The sequence below is a fragment of the Kluyvera sp. NPDC087067 genome (assembly GCF_044745165.1).
Taxonomy (GTDB): domain Bacteria; phylum Pseudomonadota; class Gammaproteobacteria; order Enterobacterales; family Enterobacteriaceae; genus Kluyvera.
In genome coordinates this window covers 18160-39029 of record NZ_JBIUZS010000008.1, presented here as the reverse complement: position 1 = coordinate 39029, position 20870 = coordinate 18160, and the positions used below count along the sequence as shown (strand labels likewise).

At 46.9% G+C, this 20870-nt stretch carries 18 protein-coding genes, 1 tRNA gene and 6 pseudogenes; 10 read left to right on the top strand and 15 right to left on the bottom strand.

Annotated features, from left to right (window positions below; all coding sequences use genetic code 11):
* Positions 1-88: 88 nt before the first annotated feature.
* The 3 genes from ACIPDS_RS18435 to ACIPDS_RS18425 all read right to left on the bottom strand — a co-directional run bounded on the left by ACIPDS_RS18435 (position 89) and on the right by ACIPDS_RS18425 (position 1331).
* Entirely contained in the window at positions 89-628 is a 540-nt protein-coding gene (locus ACIPDS_RS18435; RefSeq protein ID WP_166516081.1) for a DUF2058 domain-containing protein, read from the bottom strand.
* A gap of 197 nt (positions 629-825) precedes the next feature.
* Positions 826-1086, bottom strand: a complete 261-nt coding sequence (locus ACIPDS_RS18430) for a Txe/YoeB family addiction module toxin (protein WP_400738891.1) — start codon at positions 1084-1086, stop codon at positions 826-828.
* The gene (locus tag ACIPDS_RS18425) at positions 1086-1331 is read right to left on the bottom strand and encodes a type II toxin-antitoxin system Phd/YefM family antitoxin (RefSeq protein WP_400738888.1); all 246 of its coding nucleotides are present in this window, start codon (positions 1329-1331) and stop codon (positions 1086-1088) included. The genes ACIPDS_RS18430 and ACIPDS_RS18425 overlap by 1 nt, the downstream gene beginning before the upstream one ends.
* 150 nt (positions 1332-1481) lie before the next feature.
* Between ACIPDS_RS18425 and ACIPDS_RS18420 the strand changes: the two genes are divergently transcribed.
* Positions 1482-2078 carry a DUF4238 domain-containing protein gene (locus ACIPDS_RS18420; RefSeq protein ID WP_400738885.1) on the top strand — a complete coding sequence of 199 codons (597 nt, stop codon included), beginning with the start codon at positions 1482-1484 and terminating at the stop codon, positions 2076-2078.
* A gap of 208 nt (positions 2079-2286) precedes the next feature.
* Here the strand turns inward: ACIPDS_RS18420 and pgtP are convergent, their stop codons facing one another.
* Positions 2287-3678 carry a phosphoglycerate transporter PgtP gene (gene pgtP, locus ACIPDS_RS18415; RefSeq protein ID WP_400738882.1) on the bottom strand — a complete coding sequence of 464 codons (1392 nt, stop codon included), beginning with the start codon at positions 3676-3678 and terminating at the stop codon, positions 2287-2289.
* Between the two features lie 456 nt (positions 3679-4134).
* Between pgtP and pgtC the strand changes: the two genes are divergently transcribed.
* From pgtC to ACIPDS_RS18395, 4 genes and pseudogenes are all read left to right on the top strand, one after another.
* On the top strand, positions 4135-5289 hold the full coding sequence (gene pgtC, locus ACIPDS_RS18410) for a phosphoglycerate transport regulator PgtC (protein ID WP_400738879.1): 1155 nt from the start codon (positions 4135-4137) through the stop codon (positions 5287-5289).
* Positions 5290-5300: 11 nt separating this feature from the next.
* Entirely contained in the window at positions 5301-7298 is a 1998-nt protein-coding gene (gene pgtB / locus ACIPDS_RS18405) for a two-component system sensor histidine kinase PgtB (protein ID WP_400739269.1), read from the top strand.
* On the top strand, positions 7285-8532 hold the full coding sequence (locus ACIPDS_RS18400; protein ID WP_400738876.1) for a sigma-54-dependent transcriptional regulator: 1248 nt from the start codon (positions 7285-7287) through the stop codon (positions 8530-8532). The genes pgtB and ACIPDS_RS18400 overlap by 14 nt, the downstream gene beginning before the upstream one ends.
* A gap of 169 nt (positions 8533-8701) precedes the next feature.
* A pseudogene (locus ACIPDS_RS18395) lies at positions 8702-9578 on the top strand (IS3 family transposase); the annotation flags it as partial.
* On the opposite strand, the gene ACIPDS_RS18390 reads toward ACIPDS_RS18395, so the two are convergent.
* From ACIPDS_RS18390 to ACIPDS_RS18380, 3 genes and pseudogenes are all read right to left on the bottom strand, one after another.
* On the bottom strand, positions 9489-9677 hold the full coding sequence (locus ACIPDS_RS18390; RefSeq protein WP_400739266.1) for a hypothetical protein: 189 nt from the start codon (positions 9675-9677) through the stop codon (positions 9489-9491). The pseudogene ACIPDS_RS18395 and the gene ACIPDS_RS18390 overlap by 90 nt on opposite strands.
* 170 nt (positions 9678-9847) lie before the next feature.
* The gene (locus tag ACIPDS_RS18385; protein ID WP_400738872.1) at positions 9848-11299 is read right to left on the bottom strand and encodes a sugar porter family MFS transporter; all 1452 of its coding nucleotides are present in this window, start codon (positions 11297-11299) and stop codon (positions 9848-9850) included.
* Positions 11300-11469: 170 nt separating this feature from the next.
* Positions 11470-11565: pseudogene (locus ACIPDS_RS18380) on the bottom strand (ATP-binding protein); the annotation flags it as partial.
* A gap of 95 nt (positions 11566-11660) precedes the next feature.
* Here ACIPDS_RS18380 and ACIPDS_RS18375 point away from each other — a divergent pair.
* The 3 genes and pseudogenes from ACIPDS_RS18375 to ACIPDS_RS18365 form a co-directional block, all read left to right on the top strand.
* Positions 11661-11774, top strand: a pseudogene (locus tag ACIPDS_RS18375) (Tn3 family transposase); the annotation flags it as partial.
* A gap of 199 nt (positions 11775-11973) precedes the next feature.
* Entirely contained in the window at positions 11974-12186 is a 213-nt protein-coding gene (locus ACIPDS_RS18370; RefSeq protein WP_400738869.1) for a type II toxin-antitoxin system RelB/DinJ family antitoxin, read from the top strand.
* Between the two features lie 40 nt (positions 12187-12226).
* A pseudogene (locus ACIPDS_RS18365) lies at positions 12227-12455 on the top strand (type II toxin-antitoxin system RelE/ParE family toxin).
* A 270-nt stretch (positions 12456-12725) separates the two neighbouring features.
* On the opposite strand, the gene ACIPDS_RS18360 reads toward ACIPDS_RS18365, so the two are convergent.
* The 7 genes and pseudogenes from ACIPDS_RS18360 to ACIPDS_RS18330 all read right to left on the bottom strand — a co-directional run bounded on the left by ACIPDS_RS18360 (position 12726) and on the right by ACIPDS_RS18330 (position 17675).
* Complete coding sequence (locus tag ACIPDS_RS18360; RefSeq protein WP_400738866.1) at positions 12726-13325, bottom strand: hypothetical protein; 600 nt, start codon at positions 13323-13325, stop codon at positions 12726-12728.
* Between the two features lie 357 nt (positions 13326-13682).
* Entirely contained in the window at positions 13683-14021 is a 339-nt protein-coding gene (locus ACIPDS_RS18355) for a hypothetical protein (RefSeq protein WP_400738863.1), read from the bottom strand.
* 236 nt (positions 14022-14257) lie between these two features.
* Positions 14258-14700, bottom strand: a pseudogene (locus tag ACIPDS_RS18350) (transposase); the annotation flags it as partial.
* A 36-nt stretch (positions 14701-14736) separates the two neighbouring features.
* Positions 14737-15105: pseudogene (locus ACIPDS_RS18345) on the bottom strand (tyrosine-type recombinase/integrase); the annotation flags it as partial.
* A gap of 173 nt (positions 15106-15278) precedes the next feature.
* Positions 15279-15353: transfer RNA gene (locus ACIPDS_RS18340), tRNA-Arg, on the bottom strand.
* Positions 15354-15656: 303 nt separating this feature from the next.
* Positions 15657-16466: a glycosyltransferase family 32 protein gene (locus ACIPDS_RS18335; protein WP_400738860.1), complete on the bottom strand. Its 810-nt coding sequence runs from the start codon at positions 16464-16466 to the stop codon at positions 15657-15659.
* 276 nt (positions 16467-16742) lie between these two features.
* Positions 16743-17675 (bottom strand): formate/nitrite transporter family protein, encoded by a 933-nt coding sequence (locus ACIPDS_RS18330; protein WP_400738858.1) that lies wholly within the window; start codon positions 17673-17675, stop codon positions 16743-16745.
* Between the two features lie 289 nt (positions 17676-17964).
* On the opposite strand from ACIPDS_RS18330, the gene mlaA reads away from it, so the two are divergent.
* Positions 17965-18720: a phospholipid-binding lipoprotein MlaA gene (mlaA, locus tag ACIPDS_RS18325; RefSeq protein WP_400738856.1), complete on the top strand. Its 756-nt coding sequence runs from the start codon at positions 17965-17967 to the stop codon at positions 18718-18720.
* Positions 18721-18783: 63 nt separating this feature from the next.
* Here the strand turns inward: mlaA and fadL are convergent, their stop codons facing one another.
* Positions 18784-20100, bottom strand: coding sequence for a long-chain fatty acid transporter FadL (gene fadL, locus ACIPDS_RS18320; protein WP_400738853.1), 1317 nt, complete (start codon positions 20098-20100; stop codon positions 18784-18786).
* A 372-nt stretch (positions 20101-20472) separates the two neighbouring features.
* Between fadL and ACIPDS_RS18315 the strand changes: the two genes are divergently transcribed.
* Positions 20473-20757, top strand: a complete 285-nt coding sequence (locus ACIPDS_RS18315; RefSeq protein ID WP_166516085.1) for a YfcZ/YiiS family protein — start codon at positions 20473-20475, stop codon at positions 20755-20757.
* The last annotated feature ends 113 nt before the right edge of the window (positions 20758-20870 follow it).

Genomic DNA, 20870 nt, shown 5'->3' with positions numbered 1-20870 from the left:
ACGTAACGATATTTTGATTTTCCCTGAAACCTTTTGCCCCACACAACACCGTGGGGCTTTTTTGTTTGTTCAGGCAAGTTTATGTGGCTTACCACATCAAATCGTCTGGCACGACAAAAGCGGCGTACGGATCTTCTTCATCCAGCGTTTCTTTGCTGATCTCATTGCTCAGAACAATGTAGCTTGCATCACGTTGGGCAATCTTTTCAGCAACAACTGCTGGGATAATCGCGTACTCGCTGTCAGCCTTACCTTCCGCAGGCAGGCGAGCAATGTTCAGGCGACCATTGATCAGCTGCGTTTGCGTCGTTTTATCCACATAGATTTTTTTGATGAGATTATCATCGGTAAAGTTAAAGCCGATATCGCCCTTTGAAATTACGATTTTATTCATTTCAATAAGCTGTTTGATCTGCGCTTTATACTCTTTTGACAAAATCGCTTGTTTTTGTTGCTCGCTTAACAGCTTATCGCGTTCAATCTGCGCTTTCTTGTTTTCTTCCACCGCTTCTCTGGCCTCACGGGCCTGCACGCGTGACTTTTTCGCGGTTCTTTGGACTTTTGCCATTTTTTTACTGCTGACGAGTCCAGCTTTGAGCATCTGCTCTTGTAATGTGAGTTTTGTCATGATCGTGTCTAACCAATAAATGAATGGGCGGATTATAACCTTAAGCATCGGGGCTATGCCAGATTAGGCAGGGCGGGGGGAAGTGCTTAGGTATCCTATTTTATGAGATTCCCTTTTTTGCAATTCACATACACTAAAAGGAGGAGCGTAGGATTAGCTGGCAAACTTAAAGATAAACTTACCAGCAGGGAAAGTCGCTAGATTGTGGTGTAATGATAACGACAAGCGACAATATAGAGATTGTCTTGTTCAACGTAATACACCAGACGATGTTCTTTTGTGATGCGACGTGACCAGAGAGGCTTACGATGCTTTAGTGCCTCCGGCTTCCCAATCCCCGTGAAGGGGCTTTCCTTAGCCGATTTGATTAGCTCCATTACCTTCGCGTGTGTCTTTGGGTCATTCTCAGCCCAGTACTGAAGATCGCCTTTTGCCTGCGGGGATATCCTGACGTTCATTAAATGTCCAGTTCCTCATATTCGCCGCGTTCGAGCGATGCAAGGCTGGCTTCAATGTGTGCGGCGTTCGCCGGGTTACTGAACAGGTGTAACGTTTCCTGAATCGATGCGAACTCTTCCGCGTCGATCATTACCACGCTTTTGGCACCCTTACGCGTAACCAGGATTGGCGCACGATCATCATTAGCCTGCTGCATCAGGTCAGCTAAATGCTGTCGAGCATCGGTATAGTTAACATGCTGCATAGTGTTCCTCTTCCGGCAAGTTGTTGCCCTATAAGTATGCTACATGTACAGGTAATTGTACATATGGACGTGCGTTGCTACGCAAGCCTGATGGGGATACTCATCAGGGACACTTTTTAGCGGGGATTACTGGCAAAAAGAACGCCAGGGATGAGGAACTATATTGAATCAACATTGATAAAATCGCTGAATAAATTAATGGCAAATGTAATGGTAGCAACGCCTGAGCGATACAGCGATATCCTTTTCAGAATGCAGATTGAAGAAGGAATTCATTTTGAAAATGCAGAAAGCGTATATGAGCAAGTGAAAAGCAACATTGAGAACGATGTTGGAGTACCTCCTGTGCAGCGTGAGCTTATGATTTTAATGGAGATGGAGTGTGCTCAAGAAATTGAGAAAACCCTGCATGCAAGAAACTGGTGGTTAGCGGAAGCAGATGAAGGCGATTATTTTGTCACTGCTGACCGTCCGGTGAACCTTATCTGGAAAGACGGGCGTCCTGTCGCCCCAGGATTTGGTGTGTTGGGGACAATAGTGGCATTTCCGGTTTCACAAAAATTGCTTTTGGTTGGCGAATTTGGCGGGAAAAAGGGCAGAACGATAGCACCTTCTGAGTTCGTTGCCATGTTTAATGGGGTGATTATCAGCCATGCTTTTGAGCGGATCTTTGCAGCGAATATTCATTTTAAATTCAGGACCACTGAGGGAAGTGTGTATACAGGCGAGAAGATTTTTAATTATTAAGGTTTAACGGGCCCTAATCGTTCATCATCACCAGATGGGTCTTTTTCTTATCATCTGTTTTTTTTTCTGATATTTACGGATGCAACTACAACTGATTTCCACAGCGGGTTATAGCGACATTCATATAAGAGTTAATTTTGGTATTATTCATGCCTGCTTTGCAACGTGAGGACGTTAAGTATCCATCCTCACGTTAATATGCGCAATGTTACTTCACGTCAGCGAGTTGTAGTGACGAATCATCGTTGGCGCTTTTATTCCGCTGCTGTTCAAGCTCAAGTGCCCCGCGGTGAGACAGATAGCAAAAAATAATGCAGCAGACGATACCGCCCATCAGCAGATAAAAACCACCATGCCATCCCATCTTATCGACCATCACACCAAACAGACTGGTACCCAGCGACGCGCCAAAGATGTAGCTCATAAATCCTCGTAGACCGACAGCAGAGCCTACAGCGAAGCTCGGTACAATTTCCATCGTCTGTACGGAAGCAAGGAACTGCGGTACGTAGATAAGACAGCCGACGATAGCGGCGAAAATAGTCACCATCAGTAATGATTCACTTTTCCAGTAACCAATAAGGCAAACGAAAATCAGCGCCATACAGATCATGGCAAGCGGCATACGACGTCCTTTAAAGAGTTTATCGGTGAGCCAGCCTGCGAGCAGTGTGGAAGGGATTGCCGCCCATTCAAAGAACAGGAAGGCCACACTCATCTGTTCTTTGGAAAAATGCTTCACCGTTAACAGATAGATAGGCAACCAGCTAATCATCCCAAAACGAACCATATAGACGAAAACGTCGACGAGAGAGATGTACCAGGCGTTCTTATTACGTAATACGTAGGTACAAAAAATCTGGAATGCGGTCATATTTTCTGGTGCTTTTACCGTCTGTTTTGCGTTCAGCACCACTTTTTCTTCAGGCATCATCTCATCGAGCGCCGGTAAACCCTCATGGCGCGGAGAGCCTTTACCCAAAGCGAGTACGATCAGAGCAAATACGACAGCAACGCAGGCGGGAACAATGTAGCTGGCGCTTTGCCAGTGTTCACTGCCAAGAATGGCGAAACCTGCGCCAACGATAGGAGCCACGATGCCACCGCCGACATTATGCGAAATATTCCAGAATGCCCCTACGCGTCCGCGTTCACGGCGTGGGAACCAATTGGCTATAGTGATAAAGGAGGGACCAACGCCCATACCCTGAAATAGACCATTGAGGATGACAAGGGCGGCGAAAATCCAGAATGCGGTACTGAATCCCAGACCGACGTTAACGATGGCACAAAGCACCAGACCGCAGGCCATAAATACTTTTGGGCTCGCTTTATCCGCGAGGCTGCTCATCACGCCTTTACTGATGCCATAGGCGATAAGCATACAGCTGCTGAGTAAGCCGATTTGAGTAGCACTGAGATCCAGTTGTTCTTTTAAGTAAGGTGTAGATAATGTGAAGTTATTACGCACAATATAGTACGCCAGATAACCCAGAAATACGCTGAGTAGCGCCTGCATGCGGTAACGGCCATAAGTTTCCTGCACTTTATCTTCAGGTATCTTTCCCGCCGCTTGTCCCGTTTTTAATATTGATAACATGTTGTCACCTGTATTTTATATTGATGTGAACATCAGGAGTATTCGGCATGAAGAGTGTAAGAATAGTTAGCTAAAATCAATTGGCTTATATGTGTCAATATTGACTCAAATTGATAATTCCATGAGTTATTTTTGACCCGAAGTAAATTTTATTATGCCTGTTAATTATTTTTATTACTGCGATGTGCGGGTAGTAACATATTCTACAACCATTATCTGGTACGCTTTCTTACTATTCCGGTGCATTTGTATGGATATATCCGTGTTAGTCGCTTGCACCCACTCAGCATCATAAAAGGGTAAGTTTTGTCTCAACCTTATTTTGCCAGGAAGTTGATATTTATGAGAAGGATCACAAACCGGTTTTTTTCTCGGGTTGAGCTGAGTTGTTATTTGTTCGTATTGCTACTGATCTTGCTCCCAGGATGGAGTCAGGCGAAAGGTGGCGAGCTGGTTATGGCGACCACTTTTTCTCCCAGTGCAACCTCATGGATTATCCAGCGCTGGCAGACAGAACCTGGATCCGTGATGATTCGTACGCTTAATCGTACCAGTTCATCGCTGGAACACCTGCTGGATACTGCCAATGCCGAAAATGTCGACCTGCTCCTGACTTCTTCACCTATGCTGCTTCAGCATCTTCAGGAGCACCAAAAACTGGCGCCGTTTGATGGGGCTCCGATGAGTAGTCAGCATCTGGTACCCGAGTCTATTCGCGCCACTTCGGTCGCCGTTGCCATTTCCGGTTTTGGGCTACTGATTAATCGCTCTGCATTGGCAGCAAGACATCTCCCCGCTCCGGAGGATTGGAGTGATTTGATGCGACCACAATATCAAGGTGGACTGTTGATGAGCAGCCCATCCCGTTCAGATACTAACCATCTGATGGTCGAATCTTTGCTTCAGCAAAAGGGATGGATACAAGGGTGGGAAATATTGCTGGCCAGCGCTGGAAACCTCGTGACCATTTCTTCGCGGAGTTTTGGGGTGGCGGATAAGATCAAAAGTGGTCTTGGTGTCGCGGGGCCGGTGATCGATAACTATGCTAACCTGCTCCTGAACGACCCGCACCTTTCTTTTACCTATTTTCCGCAGTCTGCAGTATCACCTACCTACGTGGCTGTGCTCAAAAACAGTCCTCATGCCGAGGAGGCAAAGCGTTTTATTCACTATCTGCTCAGCCCGGAAGGGCAGCGGATCCTCGCAGATGCGAATACCGGAAAATATCCGGTGACGCCACTCCCGGCAAACAATGCGCGTGCTGTACAGCAGGCGATGCTAATGAGTCAGCAGCCGTTGAACTATCGACTGATCCTGAAACGACAGCAACTGGTGCAGCGCATGTTTGATACCGCGATCAGTTTTCGCCTGGCACAGTTAAAGGATGCCTGGCGAGCGTTATATAGTGCCGAATCACGTCTCAAGCATACTTTACCAGAGGTACGTGCGCTGCTTACTGCCATTCCGGTTGATGCGGCCAACAGTGAAGATGAAGTCTGGCTTGCAAGGTTAGATAATAAAGCTTTTGCCGAGCAGAAAATGCTGGAGTGGCAACTCTGGTTTCTCAATAACCAGAAGCTGGCAATTAAAAAACTGGAAGAACTGAAATGAAGAGCGGGTATATGTGGCAACGCCTGCGGCACATGAGTATCAGTACTAGCCTGCGTGGGGCATTTTTGATGGGGGCGTTGCTGACGATGTTTGTCAGCGGTGTTGGTCTCTATTCCTGGCATGAACAAAGCTCTCAGATCCGTTATTCCCTCGATGAATACTTCCCGCGTATTCATTCTGCTTTTCAGATAGAAGGGAGTCTCAATCAGGTTGTTGATCAACTTAATGAGTTCTTGTTGGCCCCCAATACCACATCTCGTCTGCAGCTTCGCAATCAAATTATCCAACAGCTGGATAAAATTGAGCGGCTAAGTCAGGGATTATCGTCAGCGGATCGCCAGCAGTTGACAATGATATTGCAGGATAGCCGGATACTGTTGTCGAAACTGGACAATGTCCTCTACAACATGTTTCTGATACGAGAAAAGGTGAGTGAGCTCTCGGCGCGCATTGACTGGCTGCATGATGACTTTACAACCGAGCTCAATTCACTGGTGCAGGATTTCACCTGGCAGCAAGGTACGTTACTCGATCAAATCGAATCCCGACAAGGCGATGCTGCACAATATCTGAAACGTTCACGTGAAGTGCAGAACGAACAGCAGCAGGTCTACACGCTCGCACGTATTGAAAACCAGATTGTTGATGACCTTCGCGACCGGCTCAATGAACTGAAATCCGGTAACGATGACGGTATGTTAATTGAGACTCATATTCGCTACCTGGAAAATTTGAAGACAACGGCGGATGAAAATATTCGGGCACTGGACGACTGGCCGAGCACGATCACCCTCCGACAAACAATTGATGAACTGCTGGAAATCGGGATGGTTAAAAATAAGATGCCCGATACCATGCGTGACTACGTCGCCGCGCAGAAGGCATTGAATGATGCGAACCGCTTGCGCGAAGTCACGTTAGGGAGATTCCGGGCGCTGCTAGAAATGCAGCTTGGTAATAGCCATCAGCAAATGCAGATGTTGAATGAGCGAATGGCGCAGATTGTTCGTGTCAGTGGAACCCTCATTCTGGTGGCGACAGTGCTGGCACTGTTACTGGCATGGGCATTAAACCATTACTTTATTCGCTCCCGGTTAGTGAAGCGTTTTACCGCATTGAATCATGCCGTCGTACAGATTGGTCTTGGGGCGACTGATGCCACTATCCCAGTGTATGGTCGTGATGAACTGGGGCGAATAGCCGGTTTATTACGCCATACCTTAGGGCTACTGAGCGCGCAAAAAAGGCAGCTTGAGCTTGAGATAACCGAACGGAAGATGATTGAATCTGATTTACGTACAACGCAGGATGAGCTTATTCAGACCGCTAAGCTTGCGGTAGTTGGTCAGACAATGACTACGTTGGCGCACGAAATCAATCAACCGTTGAATGCCTTATCGATGTATCTGTTTACCGCTAGTCGGGCAATTGAACAGGGACATCTGGAGCAGGCGAAGGCAACCTTAATTAAAGGCGAGGGGCTGATTAGCCGTATTGACGCTATCATCCGCTCTCTGCGCCAGTTCACCCGTCGTGCTGAGCTGGAAATGCCGCTGCACCCCGTTGATTTATACCAGACATTCATTGCAGCATGGGAGTTGTTGGCAATGCGACATAAACCGCAACAGGGGATTCTGTCACTGCCGGAGACGACATGTTGGGTCCGCGGAGATGAGATCCGGATCCAACAGGTGCTGGTTAATTTGCTTGCGAATGCTCTTGATGCCTGTCCACACGGCGTGAGTGTTGATGTGCATTGGCAGGTTCAGGGAGGCACGCTCTGCGTGCTGGTTGCCGATAATGGTCCTGGCTGGCCCCAGGCTCTGCTTCCTTCCTTACTGAAACCTTTTACCACGAGTAAGGATGTCGGCTTAGGAATTGGCCTGTCTATTTGTGTCTCGCTGATGGCGCAAATGGAGGGCGAACTACGGCTGGCGTCCACGCTGACAAAAAACGCCTGCGTGGTGCTGCAATTTAAATTAACGGAAGTAAAAAATGTTGAGCGATGAAGTCTCCATTCTGCTGATTGATGATGATGCTGACGTTCTTGATGCCTATACCGGGCTGCTTGAGCAAGCCGGTTACGTTGTTCGGACATGTAATAGTCCGGGAGAGGCCAGACCGTGGATACATCGGGACTGGCCAGGTATTGTACTCAGTGATGTTTGTATGCCCGGTTGTTCAGGCATTGAGTTAATGACTCTATTGCATCAAGACGATCGGCAGCTTCCTATTTTATTGATTACCGGGCACGGCGATGTACCTATGGCGGTTGACGCTGTGAAGAAAGGGGCCTGGGATTTTCTGCAAAAGCCTGTGGACCCTGGCAAGCTGCTCACACTGGTCGAGTCGGCTTTGAGGGAAAGAAAAGCCACTATTGCGCGTCGCCAGCAAAGTCAACAGCGGCTGAACGTTGAGTTAATTGGGCGTAGCGAATGGGTATGCGAGTATCGTCAGCGACTGGAGCAACTGGCGGAAACGGATATCGCCGTCTGGTTTTATGGTGAAGCCGGCACTGGCCGCATGATGGGCGCGAAGTACCTGCATCAGCTCGGACGTCATGCGAACGGACCTTTTATCTACCAGGAGCTGACCTCGGATAATGCAGGGATGATGAATGAACTGATGGAGCAGGCTAAAGGGGGAACGCTTGTCCTCAGTCACCTGGAATATCTGTCCCGCGAACAGCAGTATCAACTGGTAGAGATGCAGAGCCAGGAGCAGCGTCCTTTTCGGCTAATTGGCATCGGGCATGTTTCGCTCGTTGAACTTGCTGCTACGAATAATATCGTGGTGGAGCTTTACTATTGTTTTGCGATGACGCAGATCCTTTGCCAGCCTTTATCTCAGCGTATCGATGATATCGAGCCATTGTTTCATCATTATCTCAATAAGGCCTGCCAACGCCTGAATCATGCTATACCAGAAGTTGGGAATGACGTACTCAAAGGGCTGACACGCCGGGTCTGGTCTAACAATATTCGTGAGCTTGCGAATGCGGCCGAGTTGTTTGCCGTGGGCGTTTTACCGCTTGCCGATACAGTAAATCCTCGGATGCATGTGAATGAGCCAACGCCGCTCGATAGACGGGTTGAAGATATAGAACGGCAAATCATCACCGCCGCCCTTAACATCCACCAGGGGCGGATTAATGATGTTGCAGAATATCTGCAGATCCCCCGTAAAAAGCTCTATCTAAGGATGAAGAAGTATGGCCTTAGCAAAGAGCACTATAAGCTTTAGTTTTACGGATATGACAGCCTGACGCAGGTGCTCTGAGTTTGGAATATACGTATGGCTGGATAATTTATTTCATCCAGGAATATTAATTGTGGCGGGTAGTAGTGGTTTACTGAATTTGGCCACCTGAACAGAGATGATATGCGCATCTCAGAACAATACAGGTGTCCCAATGAAAAAAAGAAATTTCAGCGCAGAGTTTAAACGCGAATCCGCTCAACTGGTCCTTGATCAGAACTACACAGTTGCAGCTGCGGCCAGTGCTATGGACGTGGGGCTTTCTACCATGACGCGATGGGTAAAGCAGTTACGGGATGAACGACAGGGCAAAATACCTAAAGCCTCTCCTATAACCCCGGAACAGATTGAAATACGTGAGCTAAAGAAAAAGCTACAACGCATTGAAATGGAAATGGCATATTAAAAAAGGCTACCGCGCTCTTGATGTCAGACTCCCTGAACAGTTCTCGTTAATCGAGAAACTCAGAGCGCAGTATCCTGTGGTCACATTCTGCCACGTGTTCGGGGTTCTTCGCAGCAGCTACAAATACTGGGTGAAAAGCCCCGAAAAGCCAGACGGCAAGCGGGCTGTATTACGTAGTGAGGTTCTGGAGCTGTATAACATTAGCCATGGCTCTGCTGGCGCGAGAAGTATCGCCATTATGGCAACCCTGAGAGGCTTCAGAATGGGATGCTGGCTTGCCGGTAGGCTCATGAAAGAACTGGGACTGGTGAGTTGTCAGCAACCCACCCACCGGTATATACGTGGTGGTCATGAACACATCGCTATCGCAAATCACCTTGAGCGACAGCTCGCAGTGACAGAGCCTAATCAGGTATGGTGTGGTGATGTGACGTATATCTGGACAGGCAGGCGCTGGGCTTACCTCGCCGTCGTTCTCGATTTGTTCGCCAGGAAACCGGTAGGCTGGGCAATGTCATTCTCACCGGACAGCAAGCTAATCATCAAAGCGCTGGAAATGGCGTGGGAAACCCGAGGTAAACCAGCGGGAGTGATGTTCCACAGTGACCAGGGTACCGGATATTCCCAACTGTCGGGCAACAAACCACCGTACATCGGTCAGGATTGCTGACATGTCACAAGTCCATGTGCCAGGAAATCTAACGCTGCCAATCAGCAATGCCACTGCTAGACGGTTTGCCCTTCCGCGCCGGTTGTTAATGAAATCCAGAATCAAATTTATTCAACAAATCCCCCGTTTATACCAATAAATTTCCGACAGCAACGCTCATGATCAGGAGATATGCTAACGATAATTAACTCCCCTGATCATGCAAATAATACCGGTCTTAGCTGCTAGGTTGTTGTTGCAGTTTCAGTTTTACTCTCACCGAAATGTTCACGCATGTGTATTTCAATCTCTTCCAGCGACTTTCCACGTGTCTCCGGTAGCTTTATCGCGACAAACACCAGCGATAGCACATTGATTACGGCAAAGATAAAGAACGCATTATTACCCACGAGCGACAGTAATGGAGGGAAAAACAATGCCACAATGGCGTTACAAATCCACTGAAAAGCCACTGCGGCACCGGTTAACACGCCCCGAACCTTCATCGGGAAAAGTTCAGACATGAGCAGCCAATACACTGGAGAAATACACATCTGCATAAAGAAAAGGAACACCAATATACAAGCCAGTGCCAGCAAGCTCTGCGATAAATTATGCGGCATCAGCACAAGCACTCCCCCCAGTGCCAGTTGCATGGCGATCACAACTGATAATCCAGCCATCAGCATCGGGCGGCGCCCGAAATGGCTAATAGCTTTGATACCTGCAAAGGTTGCAACTACGGATATTATGCCGTTACCTATGGTTGCTGCGATCGCCGCGCTAGTGCCAAGACCAGTGCTTTTGAGGATAATTGGCGTGTAATACATGAAGGCGTTGATCCCGGTGAATTGCGCAACAACACCCATTCCGCAGCCCAGAAGCAACAATCGTACTATCCATTTTTCTTTTAAAAGTTCACGTGCTGGAGGTCCTTGTCGGGCTTCACGTGAGTTTTGGCGCATCTCCGCCATTTCTTTTTTAATTTCACGTGGATTCTCACGCAGTTTACGCATAATACGCAGCGCCTCGTTAAAGCGCCCTTCAGCCACCATCCAATGAGGTGAGGCTGGAACAAAAAAGGTCCCGATAAACAAAAGTATGCCAGGGATCATTGCTAGCGACAGCATATAGCGCCACATGCCCGGATCTTTAAGTAATAGGCTCATGGACGCACTAACTACATAAGCTATTAACTGGCCGGAAACGATCATAAGTTCATTTCGGCTGACCAGAGGAGCACGACGTTTAGGCCCTGCGATCTCGGCAATGAATACAGGAACAGTAGAGGAGCCTCCACCAACAGCAAACCCCAAAATAAATCGCATCACGACCATGATTTCAAGATTAGGTGCGATGGTTGTTCCTAATGCACCGGCAATGAATAGCACAGCAAGACTACGAAGCGTGATCCTGCGGCCAAAGCGGTCTGAGACATAGCCGCTGACAAAAGCGCCAATTGCTGAGCCAAAGGTAAGTGCCGAAGTCACCAAGCCCTCGGTGAAGGGATTAAGATTGAGGCCGCCCTGCGAGATCGGTAATGTCATATAGGGCAGAGCGCCGGAAATGATCCCTGTATCGTAGCCGAACGCCAGTGCCCCCATGGTTGCCACTAAGACTACGAAGAAAAGACGTTGCTGCACAGATAGATTTAGCGATCCGCTATCATCCGATGAGGACTGAGAATTGTTTTGCATTTGAGCATCCATGGTTGCCAAAAACACAGGCTTGAACTGTGTAAAGAGAAGGTAAGCATAGTAATTATTTTATTAAAGTGTGATTTTAATCACGAAAATCGTGATAATAATTGCAAATAGATGATTTTTTGCTCAGTGCTCACCAACGGTCTAATATTGATCCACCTTGTTTACTCAGGATTAGCTTCCGCTATAACCCCGGCCTTTTGTTTCTGCTTCAGTCGATAGCTCTCTCCTTTTATCTGGACTACGTATGAGTGATGTAGAGCAAAAGATCATGCCACTTTACATCGTAGAAATTTGAAAATTCAGAAAGCATCTCCTTAAGAATACTGGTTACAATGTAAGTATATTTACGTGGGTACCCGGCACATTGCGAGATTCCATTTTTGTGCTGGAATGATTTCTGGAGCAGAAGACTGGGCTGAGTCCTTTAGAGATCAGGACAGACACAGGGGGTACCAGCGATATTATCCGCCAACATTCAAGAGATGAAGGTTAGCGGGTCAGCTCAGTATTTACTCTGTCATTTAAATTCGTTCCGAGCTGAAGGTTAAAGAAGGGCAATTACAAAAGTTTAGATGCACTACTTCGCAGGCCTGGGATGACGGAAAATCTGGGATTCCGGCCTATAACCCCGCTTAAAGGTATCCGGTTTGGTCGCAGGAGAACTGTTGAAGGTCTTTGATAAACTGAATCTGTTGCCTTCAGATGCACTTCGTCTGTTCCTGCGGTATGTTGCAGAGAACGAAAAACTCCTCTTTGCTGAAGTCTCAGTGATGATGAGTGAAGGTGATGAAGACGCTGATATTCTGGCAGCCGTTCGGAAAAGACTAAAATATCCGGCAAAACGGATCAGGGTTAACGTTGAAGGCCTTCAATGTTGAATTTGACGAAAGGACTTTTAAGGAATGGAATAAGCTCGAAATGACGATCCGTGAGCAATTCAAAAGGACGCTAAAAAAGCTTCAGCAAAACCCTTATGTGGAATCAGTTCGACTGCATGGTGATTTGGCTGGTTTAAAATAAAGCTGAGAGCATCTGGTTTTCGTTTGATTTACAAGGTTATCGATGACGAGATTGTTATATGGGGGGCGCAGTAGGTAAACGGGAAGACGAAAAAACCTATGAAATGGCCCGAAAGCGTCTTTTATAAAAGAGATACAAACGTATTTCATTTGTATTTATGATATCAGAAAAAATAATTATCACGCTCATACATAACAAAACCCACCTCAAGGTGGGTTTCGCCAGAAATATCTCTGGTATTCAGAAGCGCCTTTACCGGACCAGTTTAGCCAGTTCAGCCGCAAGGACTTTGAGTTTCTTTTCATCCATAATGGCCTGATCCGTTACTGGAGTGAACATATCAAACACAATTTTAACTGTAGTCTCCCTTAAGAAGAACTTTTTAATCTACGATATATTATTCAAGGATTTCCTTCGATAATCCCCACTTTTCCCTTGCCATCTCCGGATCCTGTTTAAAGTCCGCCATGGCCATTTTTAATTTTAATGCCAGTTCAGGCTGAGCTGGTCTTGGCGGAGCTTCCCGCTTCCCTGTATGCTGTTCAGGAATTCCCTTCGATAACCCCCATTTTTCCCGTGCCATCTCCGGATTCTGTTTAAAGTCCGCCATGGCCATTTTTAATTTTAATGCCAGTTCAGGCTGAGCTGGTCTTGGCGGAGCTTCCCGCTTCCCTGTATGCTGTTCAGGAATTCCCTTCGATAACCCCCATTTTTCCCGTGCCATCTCCGGATCCTGCTTAAAGTCTACCGTGGCCATTTTTAATTTTAATGCCAGTTCAGGCTGAACTGGTCTCGGCGGAGCTTGCCGCTTCCCTATTAGCCCTGTATGTACATTAATATCTTGAGGAACATGTTGAGATTTATTCAGATTATCTGGACTATTTCTGACAGCTAGAATCTTAGAAAAAAAGGATGCAGTATCTTTAGGCTGTCGCCTTGCCAAGGAAGCCAGAGTATTAATTCCTCGGCAAAAACTATATACATTTATTGCTTTCATATACACATTTCCTAGCTTAAGGTTTTTGAATTTAGATTGGGCTTCAATCCTTCAATGTAGCAACGCCAACGTAATGTTCTATAGAAAAAATACACCACATCTACATCTTAAGCATTTTCTGTTAAACAGGCTTGCCGTACAATTAGATGATGAAAACGTAAGACCTGGAAGATACGAAAATAACCCAAATGAGACAGAAAAACTGTCTCATTTGGGTTGTTTGTTTTGGGGCTACTCTAATAAAACAAATTCGTTTTTACGGATATCCAGAACTAAATATGGATGCCATGCACGGTATAGCCCTCTATCCTATACACATCAACAACTTTTAACAAAATCAGTCTTTTATCTTTCTTATTAAGACTTCCTTGCATTTTTAGCATCGATGGCTTTTTGCTGTATTCGGTCAAACAGATCAGCGTTTATAGGTACTTTTCTCATATTTTTTAGAGCATTAATGCTTTTATCAGAAACGGGAATCGCTTGCTTCCGGGCATTTTTGGCATCGGTTGCTTTTTGCTGAATCCGATTGAACGTTTCTGCTGAAATAATGCTTTTTCTGAAAAAAATAGGTTCGTTTTTTACATTTTTAACATTGGTCAAAGCGGTTGATTCGCTTTTCAACGAGTTTGTATTCGCCGATTCCGTACGATATGCATTACTTACGGAGATTGAATTATTACCACTAACGTTCATAATATAAATCCTTATTCCAAATAGGATATTATCCTGTCAGTCTTTAGAGTCAGGAACTTTCAAAAAACGATGAAAGTTGATTTTCAGTTACTGTGGGCCAAGTGAAATGGATTGTGAGCCGGGCAAGATAAATGCGCGCCCATTGTCACTTAACGTGAGTCGGTGTCGTTTTTCATTTGCAGTTAATGTGAGCCGAAAGCGAGTCGGAGGGATTTCAATTGCGAGCCGCTACACGTATCGCGTTGTTTTCGCCAGTACCGGTAACTGCTGCGGAGTATTTCCAGAGCAGAACACAGGCTGACAACCGTGTGGCTGTCACTTAGTCTGGCAACTATCGTGAACCGTTCAGCGAGTCCGACATCAAGAGCACGGTAGCCTTTTTTAATATCGTATTTTGTTCCTCAAGGCGGCGAACCTGCTTTTCCAGCTCGTGGATATGTTGCTGGTCTGGGGTAATGGATGTGGCAGAGGGCGTAATCCCATGGTGCTCTCGCCTGAGCTGGCGTACCCAGCTCTCTAGCGTGTTAGAACCGACATTCGTCGCTTCACTGGCTTGCCGATATGAGTAGCCCTTATCAACAATCAGCTGTGCACATTCCAGCCTGAACTCAGGGGTGAAAGTATGTTTGGTTTTCTTGTTCATTAAGTCACCTGTTTTGCTTTGAGGTGAGAATATCACCTTTAATCAGGTGGCCAAATTTAGTGTGCTACTACAGACATAGTCGGCATACTCTTTAGACCAGCCTGATGCTTCGGCTTTTAGCCACTCAGTGGCAATGGATTCAAAGGTATTATCCACAGCCTGCTTCTTAGCCAGTTGCTCCGCCTTTTTGACTTATCCGGGATCACTCCCTTTAGCAAGGTTTTTTCTTGCTTCATCACGTTTGGCTCGTGCATCTGCCAGTGATACATCAAGATAGGTTCCAAACGACCGTTTTTTCTCCTTTCCAGCAAAGCGGTACTTCATTCGCCAGTACCTGGAACCATTTGTGTTCCCCAGAAGGTTAAGCCCGCCGCCATCAGCGAGTTTGTATGGCTTTTCTTTAGGTTTAGTGGAGTCAACTTGGCGTGCATTTAATGGCATTGGGGGGCTCACTTTTCATTGAACACAATAAGCCCCATTCAGGCCCCCAATTGCATGTTGATTTGCATTGAGGTTGGTAGATGTCAGTTGACATCAATATGCACTATTGTGAGGTTGTTTATTGATTGTAAAGGGTTTTTATTGAGTTCAGTAGACTTCTGAGGAGGGGCGCATGGTGTCCCCTGCAGGAATCGAACCTGCAACTAGCCCTTAGGAGGGGCTCGTTATATCCATTTAACTAAGGGGACGTGGAACAGCTTGAATCTTAAGCGTTTTGCTTGTTTGTAATGTTATCGCAAGAACCCTTATTGCAGCAAGCAAATCATTTCTTTTGTGTCCCTTTTATCTCTGTCTGTTCAGTTGTAAATCTGAGTCTTTCGCCTGCCATGAAGCACATGTACCAGGCGTAAGCAACTCAATTAAATACATGGCCCCAAAGCACCGCAAGCGTTCCAGGCGGACTGGGGGCCGCAGTTTCCGCAAAGTCATTTATACCTCGAATGCTATCGAACCGGTTCTCGCTGGAATTATCAACAGGCCGAATAGAACGCTTATGGGGTTCTCAGTAAGAGTAAATATGAGGTTTTTTTCGTTATCTTAACTGAAAAAAGTGTTTTTTCATTAGACAGAATAGGAAGCTCTCCTTTATCTGATTTTTTCTTTAATCGACTAATAAATAGTCTGTTAAAAATTTTTAACTTATCTTTTCTGGTGTGAGACAGCAACCAGGAGCCGGAGAAGTGATGTATGGAATAATTTTCTTTATTATCAACCTTCTCGCAAAAATAATTTGATGGGAAAATAACTTCCTTTTCTCGTAAGTGAATGGTGTTGTCTGATAAAAATGGCTCGGATACATTGAATTTTTTAACAAAGTATTCGGTGATTAGCTGGGTGTTTGGCGTTAGGTCGAACTTATTGTTAATAATGAATTTTTTAGTTGTGTAGGTATCCAGTAAATCTTTGATAATACTATTTTCTTTAGATGCACCCATTACCGCTGATGTAATAGGAAGCGTTTTGCCATTAAATACTTCATGGCAGCTAAAAAAGTCGAGCGATAGCAGGCTATCAAATTCTTTTGTTACCTCGACATCTGTATCCAGATAGATACCGCCGTGATGATACAAGGCGTAGAGTCTTATATAGTCGGAGACAAAAGCCCATTTTTCATTTTTATACGCTTCGATCGCATAATCGTTATTAATGAGGCCCATACATTCATTTCCCCATTCTATAATTTCATAATCGGGGAGGAATTTTTTCCATGTAGCGATGCACTCTAAAACAAATGGGGGTTTCGGTTTATTACCTACCCAAATATAGTGAATCTTTTTAGGAATCAAGTTCAGCCTCTTCATTGCCATCAATCATAGTGATGAAAATATTATCATTAACCGTACTTTTGTGCAGGTACTTTCCTGTCTGCTTGGGGGGGGGGGCAGGGCATCGGTATGCGCAATAGAAGGGAGCAGGATTAAGCGGTATAGCCCGCCCCCGAAACCTCATCTGATAAATCTGGATACTGTGAGGAGGGCGGAACGACCCATTGATGAAGATGATGAAGCGGCGCGACTATAGGGTTTTTTACCCGCCTGAGTAAGTGCGCCGCCTCTCGGTTGCTCAAAAGTCACCGCTTAAGCTTGATTCTTCTCACCTTTCTGCTGTTTTTCTGCCTGTAAGCGCGTCTTTTCTTTACGGGCAGTGCTCATATCATTGCGGATCTGCGCGTGGCTCATTAGTGCGAAGATAAAGGTTCCTCCGCAAATGTTTCCGGCAAGCGTCGGCAGGGCGAATGGCCAGATAAAGTCGCTCCAGTGGAGGGTGCCGCTAAAGACGAGATAGAGTATTTCAACAGAGCCCACCACGATGTGCGTGGTATCGCCTAGGGCGATAAGCCATGTCATCAGGATAATGACCACAATTTTTGCCGCTCCAGCAGAGGGGAACATCCACACCATGGTGGCGATAAGCCAGCCTGAGATAATGGCGTTCGAAAACATCTCCGTCGGGCTGTTTTTCATCACGTCCATTCCAATTTTGGTGAAAGCATCCCGCGTGGGTTCATCAAAAATCGGCATATATTCAAACGCCCATGCCGCGACACCTGTCCCGATAAGGTTCCCCAGCAATACCACGCCCCAGAGCCTCATGAGCAGCCCCACATTCACAAGCGTGGGTTTTTGCATGACGGGTAATACGGCGGTGACCGTGTTTTCGGTAAAGAGCTGCTGACGGGCCATGATGACGATAATAAAACCAAAGGTGTAGCCAAGATTCTCCAGTAAAAAACCGCCAGGCACGCCTTCTAGCTGCACGTGAAAAATCCCTTTCGCCAGCAATGAAGCCCCCATGGAGAGGCCAGCGGCGATAGCGGACCACAGCAACGCCATTGCATCACGCTCCATCTCCTTTTCACCTTCCTGGCGTATGTGTTCGTGGATAGCCATGGCGCGCGAGGGGAGATGCTCTTCATCAACCTCAATTTCCTTGCCATGTTTTTTCTCTTCGCTTTCCACTTCTATTTCGTCGCTGTGTTGATCTATTTTTTCTTTATCAAGATTGTCCATCGAGTTTTACCTAAAATAAGCACATATAGCTTAAGCGTAGCGGCTAATTTCAGGCTTATAGGTAGAGATAATCTTAAATAGCTAAAATCGCCACGTAGATTATCTCGCATTGGTTAGAATAGAAGCGCCACGGTGCTGGCGTTACCAGGCTATGATAAAAACAACGAAATTGGCTATATAGACATCGTTCGATGGGCTGTTACAATCGCTCACATCTAAACGGACGGATACGCGCGCGTACCGTCATGGATGGCAATCAGCGATAGCCATAATTAACAGGGAGACATGTATGAAGCTTCGCCTGTCGGCGCTTGCGCTGGGTACCACACTGCTGGTGGGCTGTGCAAGTTCCGGCCAAGAACAGCAGGGACGTTCAGACCCATTTGAAGGATTTAACCGTACAATGTACAGCTTCAACTTTGATGTGTTGGATCCGTACGTTGTTCGTCCTGTCGCCGTGGCATGGCGTGATTATGTTCCGCAGCCTGCGCGTAACGGCCTGGGTAACTTTACCAGTAACCTTGAAGAACCCGCCGTCATGGTGAACTCCTTCCTGCAGGGCGACCCGTATCAGGGGATGGTGCACTTTACCCGTTTCTTCCTGAACACTATTCTGGGGATGGGCGGCTTTATTGACGTCGCCGGTATGGCTAACCCTAAATTGCAACGCGTCCAGCCGCACCGCTTCGGCAGTACGCTTGGGCATTATGGCGTTGGATATGGCCCGTACCTGCAACTTCCGTTCTACGGCAGCTTCACCCTGCGTGAAGACGGCGGCGATATGGCAGACACCACCTATCCGGTACTCTCCTGGCTGACCTGGCCGATGTCGATTGGTAAGTGGATGGTTGAAGGCGTGGAAACGCGCGCCCAACTGCTGGATTCGGATGGCTTGTTACGTCAGTCTTCCGACCCATACATTATGGTGCGTGAAGCCTACTTCCAGCAGCATGACTTTATTGCCAACGGCGGCAAGCTGAAACCGGAAGAGAACCCGAACGCACAGGCGATTGAAGGCGATCTGAAGGATATTGATTCGGAATAACGAATCCACAGCAATAAAAAAAGGGTGAACACGATGTTCACCCTTTTTAGTTTTGGCAGACTATCAGAAGCGATAGTTGAAGTTAGTCCCGAACAGCCAGGCTTTACCCGTTGATTTAAACGTGTAATTACCTTCCTGAATGGTGACGTTTTGTCCGTGCATATAGGAAGCACCGAGGTCGATGGACGCATCTTCGTTAAACGCGTAGGTGGTACCGGCGCTTAACCAGAAACGGTCCTGATCAGGGATGGAGATAGAGCGATTGTCTGCTGGAACCGGGCTATCATCAAACGCAACGCCGGTACGGAAGGTCCAGTTTTTATCGTAGTAGTAGGTCGTACCCACGGCGATGCGGTAAGCATCTTTGAAGCCTTCTTCCTTATAGAACAGCTGCTGACCGTTTGAACCGGTCGCTTTCAGCTCCTGGAACTGACTCCAGCTGGTGTACGCGATGCTATAGTGAATCGCCCACTGTGGATCAACCTTGTTATAACCGGAAATTTCCCACATCTCAGGCAGGTTCAGCGTCAGAGAGCCTGGGACGGTGGCGCCGCCAGTGCCAACTGGCATACCGGTAATACCTGCGGAGCCGAGCAGTTGGTTGCCCAGATTGGTAATGGAGCTCTTATAATCGCCGTCAAAGTCAACTTTGACTTCTGAACGATAGGTCAGACCCCAGCGGTTATCTTTATCCAGTTCATACAAAATCCCAGCGTTCCAGCCATAACCCCATTCATCACCCTTCAGGTGGGCAATCTGTGAGTCCGGGCCAGTAATACCCACCGCAGGGCCATAGCCTGGTGGAACGAGCGCGCTTGCTTCACCCGCATAGCGTTCGATTTTCGCTTTAGCATAAACCGCATCAAAGCCCAGACCGAAGCTCCAGTTGCTGCTCAGACGATAAGCACCGCTCAGGTTCAGGTTGAGCGTTTGCAGGTCAGTCTTGCCGCCGTACATCCCGGCCGCGTAACTGTTGTTAAATTCAGTTGCCAGGCCATAGTTAGACGTAACGGATGCGCCCCAACCAAACTGATCGTTAATAGGTGCGACAAAGTGTGCGTTAGGGACCCAGGCCGTTGGCGCGATGTTGTCGGCGTTAGTGCTCTTACCCGTTAACGGAGACTTACCCGAAATATTGACATCGGGATCGATATAAACCGCACCGGCAGAAAACGTCGGGCGGTCGAACATCATAATCAGCGCCGGGTTACGGCTGGCATTACCCGCATCATCTGCGATAGCACCTTCACCTGAATAGGCGCGGCCCAGGCCAGAGGATGAGAATTCATTAAGCTGGAAACCTGCTGACCAGGCTTGGGTTGAAACAAGTGCCACTGCAACAGCAAGAGCAGACTTCGTGAAACGGGTTTTTTGGCTCATGACCATAACCTCATTGAGTTATTTTTATACAAACAATGTTACATGTAGTAACAGAAGCGCGAAGTGTAGGGGCTGGACTACAACTTAGAAATCAGACCAGTGACGAGAGTATAGGTCTGACCAGATACCATGTTGCAATATTGTTTATTAATATTTTCGAAGATGTTGCTTGAAACGAGATCTGGTTGGCAAAATTGCGGGTGTGGTCATCACTGAGAGACCCCCATATTTGTTTTAGATCATTTTTAATTGTGATTTCGGTCACTTAACCGTTTTCACATCATTAACGACTGGAGAGGGCAGGCGGGTGGGCGTAAAATAGGCACATAGTTTATCTGGCACCTTTGGTGCATAAAACAGAGGAAATCTGCAATGAGTAAATGTAGTGCTGATGAAACCCCAGTTTGCTGCTGCATGGATGTGGGTACCATTATGGATAACACCGATACCACCGCATCTTACAGCCGCGTATTTGCTAATCGTGCAGACGCTGAAGCGACTCTCGCTGCGCTGAGCGAAAAAGCACGTGCTGTTGAATCCGAACCGTGCAAAATCACCTCCACCTTTAAAGAGGTTGAAGGCGGCGTACAGCTGGATATCGACTTCGTCTTTGCCTGTGAAGCTGAAACGCTGATTTTCCAGCTCGGTCTGCGTTAATCGTCAAACGATAAACCCTTTTTATCAACGCCCCTGTTGCTGACGCCGCAGGGGCGTTTTCTTTTGTTCTCTATGTGTTTTAGCTCTCAATTTTCCCTCTCTTCGATTGGCTA